Below are 18,882 nucleotides of genomic sequence, written 5' to 3' on the forward strand. Positions count from 1 at the left end.
TGCCGTAGGGCAAAACGTTAAAGAACCATTTACAAAGCAGGGGTATTTTTATAAGATGCATTTAAAATGCATCATTAAGATAACCTACAAAGGAAGCTGCTATGCTCGACGCGCAAACCATCGCTACGGTGAAAGCCACCATCCCCCTGCTGGTTGAAACCGGTCCGAAACTGACCGCCCATTTTTACGACCGGATGTTTGCTCATAATCCTGAACTCAAAGAAATCTTCAATATGAGCAATCAGCGCAACGGCGACCAGCGCGAGGCGCTGTTTAACGCTATTGCCGCCTATGCCAGCAATCTTGAGAACCTGCCTGCCCTGCTGCCGGCGGTGGAAAAAATCGCCCAGAAGCATACCAGCTTCCAGATCCAGCCCGAGCAGTACAACATTGTCGGTACCCACCTGCTGGCCACTCTTGACGAAATGTTCAGTCCGGGCCAGGAAGTACTGGATGCCTGGGGCAAGGCCTACGGCGTACTGGCCAACGTCTTTATTAATCGTGAAGCGCAAATCTATAACGAAAGCGCCAGCAAAACCGGCGGCTGGGAAGGCACCCGCGCGTTCCGCATCGTCAAAAAAACGCCGCGCAGCGCGCTGATTACCAGCTTTGAATTTGAGCCGGTCGACGGCGGCGCGGTAGCGGAATATCATCCAGGCCAGTATCTGGCGCTCTGGCTGAAGCCGGAAGGTTTCCCGCATCAGGAAATTCGTCAGTACTCCCTGACCCGCAAACCCGACGGCAAAGGCTATCGCATTGCGGTTAAGCGCGAAAACGGCGGGCAGGTGTCGAACTGGCTGCATGATTCTGCGCAAGAAGGCGATGTGGTTTATCTGGCGGCACCAGCGGGGGATTTCTTCCTCAACGTGGCGCCAGAAACGCCGGTCACGCTGCTCTCCGGCGGCGTGGGGCAGACGCCGATGCTGGCGATGCTTGACGTACTGGCGAAAGCGCAGCATCCGGCGCAGGTGAACTGGTTCCATGCGGCAGAGAACGGCGACGTGCACGCCTTCGCGGACGAAGTGAAAGCGCTGGGTGAAACGCTGCCGAAGTTTACTTCTCACGTCTGGTACCGCAGTCCGAGCGAAGCGGACCGTCAGGCGGACGCGTTTGATAGCGAAGGTTTGATGGATTTATCGGCCCTGGCCGACAAGATCGGCGACCCGCAGATGCAGTTCTATCTCTGCGGCCCGGTGGCGTTTATGCAATTTGCCGCGCAGCAGCTGGTTGAATTGGGAGTCAATAAGGACAACATCCATTACGAATGTTTCGGGCCGCATAAGGTGCTGTAACCCGGTATAATAACCCCGGTGGCGGTGCGCTTACCGGGGCTACAAATCTGGACGGAATTGAAGTTCTTAAGCCATCATCCGTTTTTTAAGCTTAAATCGCCGCGTCGTCTTCTTCGCCGGTGCGGATACGAATCACGCGCGCGACATCGAAGACAAAGATTTTACCGTCGCCGATTTTGCCGGTCTGCGCCGTACGGATGATGGTATCCACGCAGGTGTCGACGATATCATCGGTGACAACGATTTCGATTTTCACTTTCGGCAGAAAATCCACCATATACTCCGCGCCGCGATACAGCTCGGTATGCCCCTTCTGGCGGCCAAAGCCTTTCACTTCCGTTACCGTCATCCCGGTGATGCCGACTTCGGCCAGCGCTTCGCGCACGTCATCCAGTTTGAAAGGTTTAATAATCGCATCAATCTTTTTCATGGTGTTCCTGTCTTAGTCGCGTAACCGGTTGCTAACCGTATCATAACTTGCGTCATCCTACGGAGCTACTCTTTAAAGTCGTTAGCGTCGAGCTCGTGGCGCGACAGCAGCTTATAAAATTCGGTGCGGTTGCGCCCCGCCATCCGCGCCGCATGCGTGACGTTGCCTTTGGTAATTTGCAGCAGCTTGCGCAGGTAATTGAGCTCAAACTGGTTCCGCGCCTCGACAAACGTCGGCAGCGCGGTGTTTTCCCCTTCCAGCGCCTGTTCCACCAGCGCGTCGCTAATGACCGGCGAAGAGGTCAGCGCCACGCACTGCTCAATCACGTTCACCAGCTGGCGCACGTTGCCCGGCCATTTGGCGGCCATCAGCCGCTTCATCGCATCCGTGGAGAATGCGCGTACAAAGGGTTTATGGCGATCGGCAGACTGGCGCAGCAGATGGTTCGCCAGCAGCGGAATATCTTCCGTACGCTCGGCCAGCGGCGGGATTTTCAGATTCACCACATTCAGGCGGTAAAACAGATCTTCGCGAAACTCGCCGCGCGCCATCGCTTTTGGCAGGTCGCGATGGGTCGCAGAAATAATCCGCACATCAATGTCGATATCGCGATTGCTGCCCAGCGGGCGGACTTTACGCTCTTGTAAAACGCGCAGCAGTTTTACCTGTAACGCCACCGGCATATCGCCGATCTCATCCAGAAACAGCGTGCCGCCTTCCGCGGCCTGAAATAGCCCCTCCCGGTTGCTGACCGCGCCGGTAAAGGCGCCGCGCGCATGGCCGAATAGCTCCGACTCCAGCAGCTGTTCGGGGAGCGCGCCGCAGTTAATAGCGACAAAGGGTTTGTCCCGGCGCGGGCTGGCGTTATGGATGGCCTGGGCGATAATCTCCTTGCCGGTACCGCTCTGGCCGTTAATCAGCACGCTCACGTCCGACTGCGCCACCATCCCGGCCTGCTCCAGCAGGCGCTCCATCAGCGGGCTACGGGTCACAATCGCCTGGCGCCAGCGCTCATCGGTCGTCGGCGCGCTCTGCTCCAGCGCGTCATCAATGGCTTTATACAGGGCGTCTTTATCCACCGGCTTGGTGAGAAAGCTAAACACACCCTGCTGGGTCGCGGCGACGGCGTCCGGAATGGAACCGTGCGCGGTGAGAATAATCACCGGCATTCCCGGCTGCACCTTCTGGATTTCGCTGAACAGCTGAAGGCCGTCCATCTCGTCCATCCGCAGATCGCTGACCACCAGATCCACTTTGTCACGGCCCAGCATGCGCAGCGCCTCCGGCCCGCTCTCGGCGGTCAGCACGCTGTATCCTTCGCTGACAAGACGCATGCCCAGCAGCTTCAGCAGGCCCGGATCGTCGTCCACTAACAGCAGGCGGGCGGGTTTACGGATCGTCATGAATCACCTCCGGGACTTTATCGCTGCCGTGCCCGGCGTCTGAGCTAAAGTTCCCGCCGGGTTTACGGCTGGAGAGCTGACGCTCGATATCGGTGAGATTCTCCAGCTTGCGGGTCGTCAGCTCGAGCTGATTGCGTAATTCAATTTCCTGCTGACGCAGCGTCTCAAGCTCCGCATCGCTTGACTGCTGCAGTTTGGCGTAGCGGGAGCGCTCGTCAATCAGCTGAAGCTGCCGGCCCTGGGCATCGCGCCAGAGCTGATAGAGCGGGCGAACCTGGGCGGCAATTTGCGGGCTAAAGGTATCCAGGCTGGCCACCAGATCGCGACGCTCATTGGGCGTGATTTTGGCATCGGCCAGCAAAATGCCGCGCTTAAAGGCATCCTGCCAGCTGTTGGCATCGTGCTGCCGGGCTTCAGCCCGCGCCTGTACCGGAGCAAGGCGATCCGCGCAGTCAATTCCCCGCAGCCAGTACAGCGGGTTTTTATCGCTGGCCTCGCTCTGCAGGGTCCAGATGTCGGCGCACTCGACCGAAAGAAAATCGGCGACCTGGTGCTGCGGCAGCGCGGAGAGCGTTTTGCCATCCGCAGCGTGTGGTGATGTAGAGGCGGAACATCCCGCCAGCGCCAGGCACGAAATGCCTGACAGCAGCCATCCCCTGAGGGGACGGACAAGTGCGAAGAAGTGGGACATAATCACCCGATAGTTATACGTTATTTTTTCCAGACTCGGCGACGGGGAGCGTGATACGAAAACAGATTAGCCCGGATTTATCATCAACCAGGCTCAGCTCGCCCTGCATTTGCCGTACACAGTCGCGGGCAATGCTCAGCCCCAGACCGCTGCCTTTTACCGCCCCTTTACGCTGGTGGCTTCCCTGATAAAAAGGCTCAAAAATCATGTTTCTCTCTGCGGGCGGGATCGGCTCGCCGTTGTTAATGACGTCAATGCGCACCTGCTCGCCGTGCCGATAGCTATGGAATCGAATGTTACCGGATTCAGCACCATAGTGCACCGCATTGGAGTAGAGATTATCCAGTACGCTCACCAGCAGAGCAGGCTCCGCTTCGCAAAAACGCTCGCTGAGCGCCAGTTCGGTATGCATCATTTTAGCTCTTGCCGGCAGGCTGTGGGCGGAAACCACGTTTTCCACCAGTTCGGCCAGGTTGACCGTCTCGCGCGCAATCGGGCCATCGGCCTGTTTGCGGTTGTAGTCCAGCAGCTGCTCAATCAGCTTTTGCAGGTTGCGGCTGCTGTTATCCAGAATCTCCACGATCTCCTGCTGCTCGGGCGTCAGCGGCCCGGCCACCCGGTCGGCAAGCAGCTCTGTCCCTTCGCGCATGCTGGCCAGCGGCGTTTTCAGCTCATGGGAAAGATGGCGCAGGAACTGATGCCGCTGGGATTCCAGCCAGGCAAGGCGTTCGCTCAGCCAGATAATGCGTTTGCCGACGGAGCGCAACTCGCGCGGACCGGTAAACAGCGCGGCGTCATCCAGGGATTTTCCCTCCCCCAGCCGGTTAATCATTCTCTCAATGCCCTTCACCGGGCCGATAATCATGCGGGTAAAAAGCAGCACCAGCGCCAGGCTGAGCAGAAACAGCACCAGCGCCTGCCAGCCGAAGAACTGACCGCGCTCGGCGATTTCCTGCTGCAGCTGCTGCCCGCGCGAATAGACCACCGTTCGGGTCGCCTGAACCATGTCGCTATTGGCGGAGGCAAACGCTTCCAGGCTGGCGGCTGACTTCGCCGCCGGACCGCTATTTTTACACTGCAGCTCCGCCAGATCGTCGAGATCCTGACGCAACGCCCGCCAGATTTTCTCATCAGGCAGGACGCCCGCGTGAGCATCGAGCATTTCACTGTAGCGTTGGCGCTGATTCTGGTAGACCCGCGCCAGCGTCGGATCGTCCAGCACGCAGTACTGACGGTAGCTACGTTCCATCTCCAGCGATGCGTTAATCATCGCTTCGCTGCGGCGGGCATCGATAAGCGTGGTACGGTTGATATGCGCCGCCTGCGCGCTCAGCGCGTTGAGGCTTTGCCACGCCTGCCATGCCAGCACCAGCAGCGGAAGCAAGATCAGCACGAAGGATAGCGTGACCAGCTGGCGCAGCGAACGGGGAAAAAGGGAGAGTCGCTTCAAGGATAGTGTCTCAATCATTAGCTCATGACGATGCTAACTGAGGACGCAAGAAACATCTACGCCAGAAATAATAAAGCCAGGCTACGGGAGCCTGGCTTTATTAAGCAATGAGGCGGTGCCTTACTCGACGTTTCGCCCGATGACTGATAAAGCAGAGCTGTTATCAGGAGTTGGACGGCAGGCACCTGTTTGTGCGTCATTCGAAGTTTATGTAGCGCGTCCCGAAGGGGCTGACATAAGAAGGTGAATGAGCCACTGGTTATAATTATGCACGAACTATGCCACATCTCAAAACATTTTATTAACACAATGAAATATAATACCTTTTTACTATTCAAGCGTATAAATAATGATGATCGTTTTTTGCGCAAAGTGTCGCTAATTAGCAACACCGGATGAATGGTTTAGCAATGCTATTATAAATCAATAGGTTAAATGTCTCCTTTTGACGACATCGCTATAGCGCGTTTGTCGGCGATCCCCGACACCTTTTGCCGATGAGCTTCACAAATAAAAAAGCCTCCTGCGCGGGCAGGAGGCTTAATGCGATTCGCGAACGGTTTTTAGCCCAGCTGTTTACGCGCGTTGCGGAAAATACGCATCCACGGGCTGTCTTCGCCCCAGTTTTCCGGGTGCCAGGAGTTCGACACGGTACGGAACACGCGCTCCGGGTGCGGCATCATAATGGTCGCGCGCCCGCTTTCGCTGGTCACCGCGGTGATGCCGTTCGGCGACCCGTTCGGGTTAGCCGGATAGTTTTCCGTCACTTTACCGAAGTTATCGACGAAGCGCAGCGCCACCAGGCCTTTGCTTTCCAGCTGCGCCAGATGCGCGCCATCGCGGACTTCGACCTGCCCTTCACCGTGGGATACGGCAATCGGCATCATCGATCCCACCATTCCCTGCAGCAGCAGCGACGGGCTCTGGGTCACCTCAACCAGGCTGAAGCGCGCTTCAAAGCGGTCTGACTGGTTACGCACAAAGCGCGGCCACAGGTCGCTGCCCGGGATCAGCTCGCGCAGGTTAGACATCATCTGGCAGCCGTTGCACACGCCCAGCGCCAGGGTTTGCGGACGATGGAAGAAAGTGGCAAATTCGTCGCGAACCCGCTCATTGAACAGGATTGATTTCGCCCAGCCCTCACCGGCGCCTAAAACGTCACCGTAGGAGAATCCGCCGCAGGCCACCAGCGCCTGGAAGTCAGCAAGACCGGTACGGCCCGCCAGCAGGTCGCTCATGTGCACGTCGATGGCATCAAAGCCGGCACGATGGAACGCTGCCGCCATTTCAACGTGGGAGTTTACGCCCTGCTCGCGCAGCACCGCGACCTTCGGACGCGCGCCGGTGGCAATATAAGGCGCCGCGATATCCTCATTGATATCGAAGGAGAGCTTCACGTTGAGGCCCGGATCGGCATCGTTGGCTTTCGCCTCGTGCTCCTGGTCGGCGCACTCCGGGTTATCGCGCAGACGCTGCATTTGCCAGGTGGTTTCCGCCCACCACATGCGCAGCGTTGTGCGGCTTTCGCTGAATAGCGGATGACCGTCGGCCTCGATGACAAAGCGATCGCCCGCCGTAGCCTGGCCAAGATAGTGAACGCAATCCGCCAGACCATGAGCGGCCAGCAGCGCTTCCACCGCCTGGCGGTCGGCGGCACGTACCTGAATCACGCCGCCAAGCTCTTCGTTAAACAGCGCGGCCAGACGATCCTCGCCGAGCGCGGCGATATCAACCTTGACGCCGCAGTGGCCGGTAAAGGCCATCTCGGCCAGCGTGACCAGCAGGCCGCCGTCAGACCGGTCGTGCCACGCCAGCAGCTTACCTTCAGCCACCAGCGCCTGCATCGCATCCCAGAAGCCTTTCAGCTGCGCGACATCGCGAACGTCGGCAGTCACATCGCCAAGCTGACGGTAAACCTGCGCCAGCGCGGTCGCGCCCAGGGCATTGTTCCCCTTGCCTAAATCAATCAGCAGCAGGGCGTTATCAACGGTTGCGAGCTGCGGGGTGACGGTACGGCGTACATCTTCCACGCGGGCAAAGGCGGAAATCACCAGCGACAGCGGAGAGGTCATCTCGCGCTGTTCGGTACCTTCCTGCCAGCGGGTTTTCATCGACATGGAGTCTTTACCCACCGGAATGGTCAGTCCCAGGACCGGGCAAAGCTCTTCGCCAATCGCTTTTACCGCTTCATATAACCCGGCGTCTTCGCCCGGGTGACCGGCTGCGGCCATCCAGTTTGCCGACAACTTCACGCGATTGAGCGCGCCAATCTGCGTCGCCGCGATGTTGGTCAGCGCCTCGCCGACCGCCAGACGGGCGGAAGCGGCAAAGTCCAGCAGCGCCACCGGCGCGCGTTCGCCAATAGACATGGCTTCGCCGTAATAGCTGTCAAGGCTGGCGGTAGTCACCGCGCAGTTAGCCACCGGGATCTGCCACGGCCCCACCATCTGATCGCGCGCCACCATACCGGTGACGGTGCGGTCGCCGATGGTGACGAGGAAGGTTTTCTCCGCCACGGTCGGCAGGTGCAGCACGCGATTCACCGCGTCGGCAATAGTGATTTCCTGACGTACCAGACTCTGGCCCTGGGCTTTCAGCGTCTGCACGTCGCGGGTCATTTTCGGCGTTTTGCCCAGCAGCACGTCAAGCGGCAGGTCGATCGGGCGATCGTCAAAATGGCTATCGTCGAGGCTCAAATGCAGCGCTTCGGTGGCTTCGCCAATCACCGCGTACGGCGCGCGTTCGCGGCGGCACAGCTCATCAAACAGCGGCAGCTGCTCCGGCGCGACCGCCAGCACATAACGTTCCTGCGATTCGTTACACCAGATCTCCAGCGGGCTCATGCCCGGCTCATCGCTGAGGATATCGCGCAGTTGGAATTTACCGCCGCGTCCGCCGTCGCTGACCAGTTCCGGCATCGCGTTCGACAGACCGCCGGCGCCGACGTCGTGGATAAACAGAATCGGGTTGGCGTCGCCCAGCTGCCAACAGCGGTCGATAACTTCCTGGCAGCGACGTTCCATCTCCGGGTTATCGCGCTGTACGGAGGCAAAATCCAGATCGGCATCAGACTGGCCGGAGGCCATTGAAGAGGCCGCACCGCCGCCGAGGCCGATGTTCATCGCCGGGCCGCCGAGAACAATCAGCTTCGCGCCGACGACAACCTCGCCCTTCTGCACGTGTTCGCCGCGAATGTTGCCGATACCGCCCGCCAGCATAATGGGCTTGTGATAGCCGCGCAGCTCTTCGCCGTTGTGGCTGGCGACCTTCTCTTCATAGGTACGGAAGTAGCCGTTAAGCGCCGGACGACCGAATTCGTTGTTAAACGCCGCGCCGCCCAGCGGGCCTTCGGTCATGATATCCAGCGCGGTGACGATGCGATCCGGCTTGCCGAAATCCTCTTCCCACGGCTGTTCAAAACCGGGAATACGCAGGTTCGAAACAGAGAAGCCCACCAGGCCCGCCTTCGGTTTCGCGCCGCGCCCGGTCGCGCCTTCATCGCGAATTTCGCCGCCGGAACCGGTCGCCGCGCCCGGCCACGGAGAGATCGCCGTCGGGTGGTTATGGGTTTCGACCTTCATCAGAATATGCGCGTCTTCCTGGTGGAAGTCGTAGCGGCCGGTTTCGTGGTCGGCGAAGTAGCGACCCACGGCTGAACCTTCCATTACCGCGGCGTTGTCTTTATAAGCAGACAGCACGTAGTCCGGAGTTTTCTCAAAGGTGTTTTTGATCATTTTGAACAGCGACTTCGGCTGCTTTTCGCCATCAATGACCCAGTCGGCGTTAAAAATCTTGTGTCGGCAGTGCTCAGAGTTCGCCTGCGCGAACATATAAAGTTCGATATCGTTCGGGTTGCGGCCCAGCTTCTGGAAAGCATCCTGCAAATAGTCGATTTCATCCTCGGCCAGCGCCAGCCCCAGACGGAGGTTGGCGTCAATCAGCGCCTGACGGCCGAGGCCCAGCAGGTCAACGCTGGTGACCGGAGTGGGCTGATGGTGGGCGAAGAGTTTTTCACCCTCTTCCAGCGCCGTGAAGACGCTTTCCATCATGCGGTCATGCAGTTCGGCCGCCACCAGCGACCACTGTTCGTCATTCAGGCTGCCCGCTTCGACGTAATACGCCACGCCGCGTTCCAGACGCACCACCTGAGACAGGCCGCAGTTATGGGCGATGTCGGTAGCTTTAGAAGACCAGGGAGAGATGGTGCCGGGACGGGGGGTAACGAGCAGTAGCTTGCCGGTTGGAGTATGGCTGCTTAGGTTCGGGCCATATTTGAGCAACCTTGCCAGACTCTCGCGATCGTCGCCGCTGAGCGGGGCGCTAAGGTCGGCAAAATGAACGTACTCGGCATATATCGTGCTGACCGGAAGGTTGGCCGCCTGGAAACGTGCCAGCAGTTTATTGATACGGAATGCCGACAGTGCAGGTGAACCACGCAAAATTTCCATCATAAGTCTCTCGTCTTCGAAGCTTTCATGGTGAGCCAGGGGGGAAACGGGCGCCATTATAGTGAATCCTGCGCCCCGACGAAACCGTTTGCGTAGAAATAAAATGATTGCCGGGGTTTATCAATTAATGTGACTCATCTCGCGAATAAGTTGCCAACTGACGCATTCTTAAGCAAAATGCCGCTCAATCCAAGACAACCTTTTACTTTTTCTGGTCATAATCTGCTGAGGAACCCGAAGCTGCAGAAGATTAACTATCTGAAAAAACTAAAGATTAATTATCTGCTCATCGGCATTGTGACCCTCCTGCTGGCGGCCGCCCTGTGGCCGTCTCTCCCGTGGATGGGTAAACCAGAAAACCGCGTGGCGGGGATCATGGCGCGCGGAGAACTGCGCATCAGCACCATTAATTCGCCGATGACCTTCGCGACCCTCAATGATAAAACCTACGGTTTTGATTATGAGCTGGCGCAGCAGTTTGCCGACTACCTCGGCGTCGAGCTCAAAGTCACCGTCAGGCAGAATATCAGCCAGCTCTTCGACGATCTCGATGAAGGCAAAGCCGACATGCTGGCTGCCGGTCTGGTCTACAACTCCGAGCGGGTGAAAAACTATCAGGTCGGACCGACCTACTATTCCGTTTCGCAACAGCTGGTGTATCGCAAAGGCAACCTGCGCCCGCGCACCCTGGCAAATCTTACCGCCGCGCAGCTGGCGATCGCTCCCGGGCACGTGGCGATTAACGATCTCCAGGCATTGAAAGAGCAAAAATATCCCGACCTCGACTGGCGCGTGGACGATAAGCGCGGGACGACGGCGCTAATGCAGGCGGTCATCGATGGTAAGCTCGACTATACCGTGGCGGATTCGGTCGCCGTCAGCCTGTTCCAGCGCGTTCACCCGGAGCTGGCCGTCGCCCTCGATATCAGCGACGAGCAGCCGGTCACCTGGTTTAGCGAAAAAGGCGAAGACAATTCCCTGTCGGCGGCAATGCTCGATTTCTTCAATAATATTAATGAAGACGGCACCCTGGCGAGGCTGGAGGAGAAATACCTCGGCCACGGCAACGATTTTGATTATGTCGACACCCGCACCTTCCTGCGCGCCGTAGAAAGCGTTCTCCCGGACCTGCAGCCGATGTTTGAAAAATATGCCCGACAGATAGACTGGCGTCTGCTGGCGGCTATTTCGTGGCAGGAATCGCACTGGGATCCGCAGGCCACCTCTCCTACCGGCGTGCGCGGGATAATGATGCTTACCCGCAATACGGCCCAAAGCCTGGGGTTGACCGATCGCACCGACGCCGAACAAAGCATCGACGGCGGTATGCGTTATTTGCAGGATATGATGAATAAAGTGCCGGAGTCGGTGCCACAGGACGAGCGCATTTGGTTTGCGCTGGCGGCTTACAATATGGGCTACGCGCACATGCTTGACGCGATGGCGCTGACGAAAAAGCAGAAAGGCGACCCGAATAGCTGGGCCGATGTCAAACAGCGTCTGCCGCTGTTAAGCCAGAAAAACTACTATAGCCGCCTGAAGTACGGCTTTGCACGCGGACACGAAGCCTACGCCTACGTCGAAAACATTCGCAAATATCATATTAGCCTTGTGGGCTATCTCTCTGAAAAAGAGAGAAAAGAGGCGCAGATGGCGGCCCTGGGCGAACACTATCCGGCGGTCATGCCGGATGAGCTGGATAAACCGGAACAGTACGCTTCGTCCTTTTTCAACTTTCGCGCCGAAACGCTGGTTGATAACGCAAAATTAAAAATCCCCGGCGCCGGGCATTAGTCCTGCACTTGCTGGCCAGCTCGCTTCAGCGCTTTTTTCTCTTCGCGCCGCCAGCGAAAGAAATCGCTCAGCATGCCGGAACAGGCCTCCGCCATAATCCCTTCCGTTATTTCTACCCGATGATTCATGCCTGGATGATGCAACACATCCATCAGCGACCCGGCGGCGCCGGTTTTTGCATCCCTGGCGCCAAATACCAGCCGGGAAATACGGCTGTGCACCATCGCTCCGGCGCACATCACGCAAGGCTCAAGGGTAACGTACAGCGTTGCGTCAATCAGGCGATAGTTTTGCAGCACCAGTCCGCCCTGACGCAGGGCCATAATCTCGGCGTGCGCGGTCGGATCGTGGCGGCCGATTGGCCGGTTCCAGCCCTCGCCGATGACCTGATGATTATGCACCAGCACGGCGCCGACCGGCACTTCGCCCTCTTCCCAGGCGCGTTTGGCCAGCGTCAGGGCGTGACGCATCCAGTATTCATCATTTAATTCATGGTCAGACAAAGCGGGCACTCCTGCAGAAAAGCGGGGCGCATTATACATGGGCGCTATGTATTACACACTATTCTAACTGCTGAAGATCGCCCTGCGGCGTCACCCGCCAGCGGTGCTGGCAAAAATTGAGCAGCGGGTTGTCCTGCTCGCTGTCGCTGTAGCCGCTATACAATCGCAGCGGAGCGCCTATTTTCTGTTCCAGCTGCGCCACCTTTTCATTGCCGAGGCAGCGAAGGGTTAACCCCCAGCCGCCGCAGCGCCGCTCCATCCGGCTGGCAATCAGATTGACCCGCGGTAGCCAGGCAGTATCAAAATAGACTTGCTCAACCAGCGACTGCGGCGAACCGGTAATCAGCCAGACATCGGCGTCCGTGCTGGACAAATAATGGTTAAGCCGCGACTGAACCACCGGGAAGGCCGTAACGTGCTGGCGAAACCAGCGAACAAAATCGGCCTCCAGGCGTTTAAGGTGATGCTCGCTGCGTCCGAAGGTTGAAGCCCACAGCAGCAGGCTCATCGGCCAGCGCGCGGCGCGACCGTACAACATCAGTCCGGCGGCAATAACAGGCAATAAAGGAAGCACCAGCAGCGTATTCAGCGGCTGATGGCGCAGGATATAGCGCAAAAAGCTGCCGAACATATCCTGCTGATGCAAGGTTCCATCCAGATCAAAAAAAACCACTCTCCGCGTGCTGCTATTCAAAACCTACTCCCATGTACGATCGCTCGATTACCAATAGCTTAACAGCCTTGCGTCGCCAATAGCGAAAACATACGCTGTCGTTGAATCCGGATTAAGAAAACACATTTGCAGAGAAATCTTAGGCATAGAATTTTTAATTCGCGATAATCCTCTTATAATCGAATACAAAATTCTTTCAGCCGAGGGTGAAGCTGTCCTCCGGAGCCGCTATGAACTGTTTGACCCGTATTCGCCTGCGCTACCCTACGTTGGCCGCAAGCGATAAAAAACTGGCCGATTTCATTCTGGCTCAACCGGATCAAACCCGCCACCTTAGCTCACAGCAGCTGGCGGGCGAAGCCGGCGTCAGTCAGTCAAGCGTAGTGAAATTTGCGCAGAAAATGGGCTTCAAAGGCTTCCCGGCGTTAAAGCTGGCGCTGAGCGAAGCCCTGGCAAGCGCCCCTACGCCGCAGTCCGTACCGGTGCATAATCAGATTCGCGGCGACGATCCTCTTCGGCTGGTTGGCGAAAAGCTGATTAAGGATAACATCGCGGCTATGCACGCCTCGCTGGACGTCAACACCGAAGAGAAGCTGCTGGAAGCCGTCACGCTGCTGCGCCACGCCCGACGGGTGATCATTACCGGTATCGGCGCATCGGGCCTGGTGGCGAGAAACTTTAGCTGGAAGCTGATGAAAATCGGCATTAACGCCGTCTCTGAACAGGATATGCACGCGCTGCTGGCCACGGTACAGGCGATGTCGCCGGACGATCTGCTGCTGGCCATCTCCTACTCCGGTGAACGACGCGAGATCAATATGGCGGCCGGTGAAGCGTTACGGGTAGGGAGCCAGATCCTGGCGATCACCGGTTTTAACCCCAACGCGCTTCAGCAGCAGGCTACGCTGTGCCTGTACACCATTGCGGAGGAGCAGGCCACGCGCAGCGCCGCCATCTCTTCCACCAGCGCGCAGATGATGCTGACCGATCTCCTGTTTATGGGGCTGGTGCAGCAGGATCTTGAGCACGCTCCGGAGCGGATTCGCCACAGCGAAGCGCTGGTGAAAAAGCTGGTATAACGCCGAGTGCCCCGCCAGCTGGCAGAAACTCACTCACTCTTATTGGCTCAAGCCGGGCAAAATTTCTCCGCTACGGATGGTCGCCCCACGGTTGAAAAGAGCTGGCCCGGGCGGAAAATGGGCGTATAATGCCCGCCCTGTTTGTGTTGTTTCTGAGAATTTCCTGATGGCGCTGTTAATCACCAAAAAATGTATCAACTGCGATATGTGCGAGCCTGAGTGCCCGAATGAGGCGATATCCATGGGTGATAGCATTTATGAAATTAACAGCGACCGCTGCACCGAATGCGTTGGCCACTATGATACGCCGACCTGCCAGAAGGTGTGTCCGATCCCGAATACCATTCTGAAAGACCCGGCGCATAACGAAAATGAAGAGCAGCTGTGGGATAAATTTGTCCTGCTGCATCACGCGGACAAATTATGACATTGCCGGATGGACTTATCCGGCCTGCCTGTAAATCTAACTTTCGATAATCACCGTGGCGCAGGCATAGTGGCGTTCATCGGCCAGCGTCACGTGAATGCTGCTGACGCCCAGCCGCTCGGCCAGACTCTTCGCCTCGCCCCACAACCGTAGCTTTGGCTTCCCCAGCTCGTCGTTGTAAACCTCAAACTGGTTAAACGCCAGGCCATTGCGGATGCCGGTGCCAAGCGCCTTGGCCGCCGCTTCTTTAACGGCGAAACGCTTAGCCAGAAAACGGACCGGCTGCTGATGCTGTTGCCATATCGCCCACTCGTGATCGCTCAGTACGCGACGGGCCAGACGGTCGCCGCTGCGGGCGATCACCGCTTCAATACGGGCGATTTCAACTATATCAGTACCCAGTCCGAGAATAGCCATCAGGCACGGGCTTCCAGCATCAGACGCTTCATTTCCGCAACCGCCTCTTTCAGGCCGCTCATCACCGCCCGGCTAATAATCGCATGGCCGATATTCAGCTCGTGCATTTCCGGCAGCGCCGCAATGGCTTTTACATTATGGTAGGTCAGGCCATGACCGGCATTGACCTTCAGCCCCAGACTGGCGGCATAGGTCGCCGCTTTGGCAATACGCTCCAGCTCTTTTGCCTGCTCAGCGTCGGTTTGCGCATCGGCGTAGCAGCCGGTGTGAATTTCGATATAGGGGGCGCCCACGTCCGCTGCGGCCTTAATTTGCGCGTTGTCCGCATCAATAAACAGAGAAACCAGGATACCGGCGTCGGCAAGACGTTTACAGGCATCGCGCATTTTGTCGAGCTGGCCCGCCACGTCCAGTCCGCCTTCGGTGGTCACTTCCTGGCGTTTTTCCGGTACCAGGCAGCAGAAATGGGGCTGAGTCTCACAGGCGATATTCAGCATCTCTTCCGTCACCGCCATCTCAAGGTTCATGCGGGTATCCAGCGTCTGGCGCAAAATACGGACATCGCGATCGGTAATATGGCGACGATCCTCGCGCAGATGGACGGTAATACCGTCAGCGCCGGCCTGCTCGGCGATAAAAGCCGCCTGTACCGGATCCGGATAAGCGGTACCGCGGGCGTTGCGTAATGTCGCAATGTGGTCAATGTTGACCCCTAACAGTAATTCAGCCATGACAATCCTCGTTAATCGTTATTTGTTTTATCGGCTCGCGCAGCCCGCGCGGGCAAAAACTGACGAAAAAGCTCGCGACTTTTTAGCGGCTTCCCGCCCAGATAGGGCTTCAGGGCGATACGTGTGAAACGTTTTGCCGCGCGCAGCGCATCGCTGTCGGGAAATTCACGGCTCGCCAACGCTTTAAGATGGTGCCCGGTAAAGGTGCTGTTATCAATAACCACGCTGGCGATAAAGCCTTTTTCTTCACGGTAGCGATAGGTCATCGCATCGTCAACCGCTTCTCCACTGCCGGCGCAATGCAGGAAATCCACGCCATACCCCAGGTGCCCAAGCAGCGCCAGTTCAAAACGCCGAAGCGCCGGTTCCGGCGAGCCGCTTGCGCCAGCCAGAGACTGGATACAGTGCAAATAATCGAAGAAGAGTTCGGAGAAGCGCGTTTCGTGCTCAAGCACGCGAGAGAGCAGTTCGTTGACGTAAAGGCCGCTGTAGAGCGTGATACCGCTAAGGGGGAGCGCCAGCGAGACGGCTTCCGCGCTGCGCAGCGTTTTGACTTCGCCGCGCCCGCCAAAGCGAAGCAGTAAGGGAGTAAAAGGCTGAAGCGCGCCTTTGAGGTTGGAGCGTTTAGAACGTGCGCCTTTAGCCACAAGGCGCACGCGGCCGGATTCTTCCGTGAAGACGTCCAGCATCAGGCTGGTTTCGCTCCAGGGACGACTATGCAGGACGAAAGCGCGCTGCCAGCCTTCCATCAAAATGGCTCTTAGAGATCGTCGCCGTAACCGAGACTGCGCAGCGCGCGTTCGTCATCAGCCCAGCCGGATTTCACTTTCACCCACAGTTCGAGGTGAACCGGCGCTTCAAACATATCCTGCATGTCTTTACGCGCTTCGATACCGATAGTTTTGATTTTGGCCCCTTTGTTGCCAATCACCATCTTCTTCTGCCCTTCACGCTCAACCAGAATCAGACCGTTAATATCGTAACCGCCGCGTTCATTGGTTACAAAACGCTCGATTTCGACGGTGACGGAATACGGCAGTTCGGCGCCAAGGAAACGCATCAGCTTTTCGCGAATGATCTCGGAAGCCATAAAGCGCTGAGAACGGTCGGTAATGTAATCTTCCGGGAAATGATGAATCGCCTCCGGCAGATGCTTACGCACAATACCGGCAATAGTATCAACGTTCAGCCCGGTTTCCGCGGAAATCGGCACGATATCGAGGAAGTTCATCTGGCTGCCGAGGAACTGCAGGTGCGGCAGCAGATCCCCTTTTTCCTGTACGTTGTCGACTTTGTTGACCGCCAGAATCACCGGCGCTTTGCCGTCGCGCAGCTTGTTGAGCACCATCTCATCGTCCGGCGTCCAGCGGGTACCTTCAACGACGAAAATAATCAGCTCAACGTCGCCAATAGAGCTGCTTGCCGCTTTGTTCATCAGGCGGTTTATCGCACGTTTTTCTTCCATATGCAGGCCCGGGGTATCGACGTAGATCGCCTGGTACGGGCCTTCAGTATGAATACCAACGATGCGGTGACGCGTCGTCTGCGCTTTTCGGGAAGTAATAGAGATCTTCTGCCCGAGCAGCTTGTTCAGCAATGTGGATTTGCCCACGTTTGGACGACCAACGATGGCAATAAATCCGCAGTAGTTTTTTTCTTCGCTCATTCCAGCTCCAGCTTTTTCAGCGCCTGTTCGGCGGCAGCCTGCTCCGCCTTACGACGGCTAGAACCCGTGCCAACCACCGGTTCACTCAGGCCGCTAACCTGGCAGTGGATAGTAAATTCCTGATCGTGCGCTTCTCCGCGTACCTGTACAACGAGGTACGACGGCAGCGGCAGATGACGCCCCTGCAGATATTCCTGCAAGCGGGTCTTCGGATCCTTTTGCTTGTCACCAGGGCTGATTTCATCCAGACGACTCTGGTACCAGGAGAGAATAAGGCGCTCAACGTTCTGAATATCGCTGTCGAGGAAAATCCCGCCGATTAAAGCTTCAACGGTGTCCGCCAGTATCGATTCACGGCGAAAGCCTCCGCTTTTCAATTCACCCGGTCCAAGACGCAGACATTCACCTAATTCGAACTCGCGGGCAATTTCTGCCAACGTGTTACCTCGCACCAGCGTCGCGCGCATGCGGCTCATATCGCCTTCGTCTACCCGAGGGAAACGATGATAGAGCGCGTTTGCGATCACAAAGCTCAATATTGAGTCACCTAAAAACTCCAGGCGCTCATTGTGTTTGCTGCTGGCACTGCGATGAGTTAATGCCTGTTGCAACAGCTCCTGATGATGAAAAGTGTAGCCCAGCTTCCGTTGAAGCCGATTAATTACGATGGGGTTCATGCGTTACCAATAGATGAATGCGTCAAAAATGCAGCACACGAAACCGACCTGAGTAAAAACCAACGCGGTTTCGTGTGCTGTGTCAATCTTACGAGAGACAACCTAAAACTTCGGGGGGATATTCTATACGCAACGACAAGGGATGTCGTTAGTTTGAATAGATTTAAATCTTAAATAATTCACGCTGCCGTTATTGCGGCGGCAGCGTGAAGAGGGCAGGAAAATTACTGGATACCGCCGATACGCGATAAACGTACGCCGGTAGGCCATTCGCCTTCCTGTTTTTCGAAACTCATCCAGATTGCGGTCGCTTTACCCACCAGATTCGCCTCCGGCACAAAGCCCCAATAACGGCTGTCGGCGCTGTTATCGCGGTTGTCACCCATCATGAAATACTGTCCCGGCGGGACAATCCAGGTCGCCAGCGGCAGACCGGACTGGTGGTAATACATCCCCACCTGATCCTGAGCAATCGGTACGGTCAGAATACGGTGCGTCACTTCGCCCAGCGTCTCTTTACGTTCGGTCAGGCGGATACCATCGGCTTTGGTCTCGCCTTTCGGCAGCTGCCAGAAACCGCTGGTCGCTTCGCCGCCGTTGCTACGGGAGAAGGTCTGAACGAAATCGCTCGGCTCAACGTTGGAGTAAGTAACCGGCAGCGCGTTGCCGCAGGCCTGGCCAGAACTACAGCCCGGCTGGATAGTAACCTGTTTAGCTATGGGATCGTAGGTCACTTTATCGCCCGGCAAACCGACCGCGCGCTTAATATAATCCAGGCGCGGATCTTGCGGATATTTAAAGACGACAATATCGCCGCGTTTCGGATGCCCGGTTTCGATCAGCGTTTTCTGGTAAATCGGATCTTTAATACCGTAGGCAAACTTCTCAACCAGAATAAAATCGCCGATCAGCAGCGTCGGCATCATCGATCCGGATGGGATCTGGAAGGGCTCATAAATAAATGAGCGAACCACCAGCACAATCGCCAGAACCGGGAATACCGAAGCGCCGGTTTCCAGCCAGCCCGGTTTCGGGCCAACCTTTTTCAGCGTTTTCTTATCTAACTGGTCGCCGGTCGCCGCCTGGGCAGCGGCCTGACTTTCGCGACGTTTTGGCGCAAAGATAAACTTATCCAGGCACCACAACAGACCCGTCACCAAAGTAGCGATGACCAGGATCAGGGCAAACATGTTCGCCATGC

General features: G+C 57.1%; 17 protein-coding genes. 4 read left to right on the forward strand and 13 right to left on the reverse strand.

What is annotated here, in order from left to right; translation table 11 throughout:
• Positions 1 to 101 precede the first annotated feature (101 nt).
• The gene (gene hmpA, locus CMQ96_RS21785) at positions 102 to 1,292 is read left to right on the forward strand and encodes an NO-inducible flavohemoprotein (protein WP_098067320.1); all 1,191 of its coding nucleotides are present in this window, start codon (positions 102 to 104) and stop codon (positions 1,290 to 1,292) included.
• 91 nt (positions 1,293 to 1,383) lie between these two features.
• Here hmpA and glnB read toward each other — a convergent pair whose 3' ends face one another.
• The 5 genes from glnB to purL all read right to left on the reverse strand — a co-directional run bounded on the left by glnB (position 1,384) and on the right by purL (position 9,717).
• Complete coding sequence (glnB, locus tag CMQ96_RS21790) at positions 1,384 to 1,722, reverse strand: nitrogen regulatory protein P-II (protein ID WP_002914032.1); 339 nt, start codon at positions 1,720 to 1,722, stop codon at positions 1,384 to 1,386.
• Positions 1,723 to 1,787: 65 nt separating this feature from the next.
• Positions 1,788 to 3,125, reverse strand: coding sequence for a two-component system response regulator GlrR (gene glrR, locus CMQ96_RS21795; RefSeq protein WP_024359365.1), 1,338 nt, complete (start codon positions 3,123 to 3,125; stop codon positions 1,788 to 1,790).
• Positions 3,112 to 3,816, reverse strand: coding sequence for a two-component system QseEF-associated lipoprotein QseG (gene qseG, locus CMQ96_RS21800; protein ID WP_049085699.1), 705 nt, complete (start codon positions 3,814 to 3,816; stop codon positions 3,112 to 3,114). The genes glrR and qseG overlap by 14 nt, the downstream gene beginning before the upstream one ends.
• A gap of 13 nt (positions 3,817 to 3,829) precedes the next feature.
• Positions 3,830 to 5,266 carry a HAMP domain-containing sensor histidine kinase gene (locus tag CMQ96_RS21805; protein ID WP_098067321.1) on the reverse strand — a complete coding sequence of 479 codons (1,437 nt, stop codon included), beginning with the start codon at positions 5,264 to 5,266 and terminating at the stop codon, positions 3,830 to 3,832.
• Positions 5,267 to 5,829: 563 nt separating this feature from the next.
• The gene (purL, locus tag CMQ96_RS21810; protein ID WP_098067331.1) at positions 5,830 to 9,717 is read right to left on the reverse strand and encodes a phosphoribosylformylglycinamidine synthase; all 3,888 of its coding nucleotides are present in this window, start codon (positions 9,715 to 9,717) and stop codon (positions 5,830 to 5,832) included.
• Positions 9,718 to 9,891: 174 nt separating this feature from the next.
• On the opposite strand from purL, the gene mltF reads away from it, so the two are divergent.
• The gene (mltF, locus tag CMQ96_RS21820; RefSeq protein WP_024359368.1) at positions 9,892 to 11,508 is read left to right on the forward strand and encodes a membrane-bound lytic murein transglycosylase MltF; all 1,617 of its coding nucleotides are present in this window, start codon (positions 9,892 to 9,894) and stop codon (positions 11,506 to 11,508) included.
• On the opposite strand, the gene tadA is transcribed toward mltF, so the two are convergent.
• Together tadA and yfhb are read right to left on the reverse strand one after the other, a co-directional pair.
• The gene (tadA, locus tag CMQ96_RS21825; protein ID WP_004134899.1) at positions 11,505 to 12,011 is read right to left on the reverse strand and encodes a tRNA adenosine(34) deaminase TadA; all 507 of its coding nucleotides are present in this window, start codon (positions 12,009 to 12,011) and stop codon (positions 11,505 to 11,507) included. The genes mltF and tadA overlap by 4 nt on opposite strands.
• A gap of 58 nt (positions 12,012 to 12,069) precedes the next feature.
• Positions 12,070 to 12,705 (reverse strand): phosphatidylglycerophosphatase C, encoded by a 636-nt coding sequence (gene yfhb, locus CMQ96_RS21830; RefSeq protein ID WP_064343101.1) that lies wholly within the window; start codon positions 12,703 to 12,705, stop codon positions 12,070 to 12,072.
• 209 nt (positions 12,706 to 12,914) lie between these two features.
• Between yfhb and CMQ96_RS21835 the strand changes: the two genes are divergently transcribed.
• Both CMQ96_RS21835 and CMQ96_RS21840 read left to right on the forward strand, forming a co-directional pair.
• The gene (locus tag CMQ96_RS21835; RefSeq protein WP_098067322.1) at positions 12,915 to 13,763 is read left to right on the forward strand and encodes a MurR/RpiR family transcriptional regulator; all 849 of its coding nucleotides are present in this window, start codon (positions 12,915 to 12,917) and stop codon (positions 13,761 to 13,763) included.
• A 166-nt stretch (positions 13,764 to 13,929) separates the two neighbouring features.
• On the forward strand, positions 13,930 to 14,190 hold the full coding sequence (locus tag CMQ96_RS21840; RefSeq protein WP_004114478.1) for a YfhL family 4Fe-4S dicluster ferredoxin: 261 nt from the start codon (positions 13,930 to 13,932) through the stop codon (positions 14,188 to 14,190).
• A 36-nt stretch (positions 14,191 to 14,226) separates the two neighbouring features.
• On the opposite strand, the gene acpS is transcribed toward CMQ96_RS21840, so the two are convergent.
• The 6 genes from acpS to lepB form a co-directional block, all read right to left on the reverse strand.
• Positions 14,227 to 14,607 (reverse strand): holo-ACP synthase, encoded by a 381-nt coding sequence (gene acpS / locus CMQ96_RS21845; RefSeq protein ID WP_004123676.1) that lies wholly within the window; start codon positions 14,605 to 14,607, stop codon positions 14,227 to 14,229.
• On the reverse strand, positions 14,607 to 15,338 hold the full coding sequence (pdxJ, locus tag CMQ96_RS21850; protein WP_098067323.1) for a pyridoxine 5'-phosphate synthase: 732 nt from the start codon (positions 15,336 to 15,338) through the stop codon (positions 14,607 to 14,609). The genes acpS and pdxJ overlap by 1 nt, the downstream gene beginning before the upstream one ends.
• An 11-nt stretch (positions 15,339 to 15,349) precedes the next feature.
• Entirely contained in the window at positions 15,350 to 16,087 is a 738-nt protein-coding gene (recO, locus tag CMQ96_RS21855; RefSeq protein ID WP_004134893.1) for a DNA repair protein RecO, read from the reverse strand.
• Positions 16,088 to 16,098: 11 nt separating this feature from the next.
• A complete protein-coding gene (gene era, locus CMQ96_RS21860) occupies positions 16,099 to 17,004 on the reverse strand; it encodes a GTPase Era (RefSeq protein WP_004134890.1) in 906 nt (301 codons plus the stop codon).
• Positions 17,001 to 17,681 carry a ribonuclease III gene (gene rnc / locus CMQ96_RS21865; protein ID WP_004104573.1) on the reverse strand — a complete coding sequence of 227 codons (681 nt, stop codon included), beginning with the start codon at positions 17,679 to 17,681 and terminating at the stop codon, positions 17,001 to 17,003. The genes era and rnc overlap by 4 nt, the downstream gene beginning before the upstream one ends.
• A 224-nt stretch (positions 17,682 to 17,905) precedes the next feature.
• Positions 17,906 to 18,880: a signal peptidase I gene (gene lepB / locus CMQ96_RS21875; protein ID WP_004123684.1), complete on the reverse strand. Its 975-nt coding sequence runs from the start codon at positions 18,878 to 18,880 to the stop codon at positions 17,906 to 17,908.
• Positions 18,881 to 18,882 lie beyond the last annotated feature (2 nt).

The sequence above is a fragment of the Klebsiella sp. MBT K-1 genome (assembly GCF_002556465.1).
Taxonomy (GTDB): domain Bacteria; phylum Pseudomonadota; class Gammaproteobacteria; order Enterobacterales; family Enterobacteriaceae; genus Klebsiella; species Klebsiella grimontii.

Coding starts and splice junctions, on each gene's coding strand:
- hmpA (WP_098067320.1), top strand. CDS start 102: ATGCTCGACGCGCAAACCATCGCTACGGTGAAAGCCACCATCCCCCTG.
- glnB (WP_002914032.1), bottom strand. CDS start 1,722: ATGAAAAAGATTGATGCGATTATTAAACCTTTCAAACTGGATGACGTG.
- glrR (WP_024359365.1), bottom strand. CDS start 3,125: ATGACGATCCGTAAACCCGCCCGCCTGCTGTTAGTGGACGACGATCCG.
- qseG (WP_049085699.1), bottom strand. CDS start 3,816: ATGTCCCACTTCTTCGCACTTGTCCGTCCCCTCAGGGGATGGCTGCTG.
- purL (WP_098067331.1), bottom strand. CDS start 9,717: ATGATGGAAATTTTGCGTGGTTCACCTGCACTGTCGGCATTCCGTATC.
- mltF (WP_024359368.1), top strand. CDS start 9,892: ATGCCGCTCAATCCAAGACAACCTTTTACTTTTTCTGGTCATAATCTG.
- CMQ96_RS21835 (WP_098067322.1), top strand. CDS start 12,915: ATGAACTGTTTGACCCGTATTCGCCTGCGCTACCCTACGTTGGCCGCA.
- CMQ96_RS21840 (WP_004114478.1), top strand. CDS start 13,930: ATGGCGCTGTTAATCACCAAAAAATGTATCAACTGCGATATGTGCGAG.
- acpS (WP_004123676.1), bottom strand. CDS start 14,607: ATGGCTATTCTCGGACTGGGTACTGATATAGTTGAAATCGCCCGTATT.
- pdxJ (WP_098067323.1), bottom strand. CDS start 15,338: ATGGCTGAATTACTGTTAGGGGTCAACATTGACCACATTGCGACATTA.
- recO (WP_004134893.1), bottom strand. CDS start 16,087: ATGGAAGGCTGGCAGCGCGCTTTCGTCCTGCATAGTCGTCCCTGGAGC.
- era (WP_004134890.1), bottom strand. CDS start 17,004: ATGAGCGAAGAAAAAAACTACTGCGGATTTATTGCCATCGTTGGTCGT.
- rnc (WP_004104573.1), bottom strand. CDS start 17,681: ATGAACCCCATCGTAATTAATCGGCTTCAACGGAAGCTGGGCTACACT.
- lepB (WP_004123684.1), bottom strand. CDS start 18,880: ATGGCGAACATGTTTGCCCTGATCCTGGTCATCGCTACTTTGGTGACG.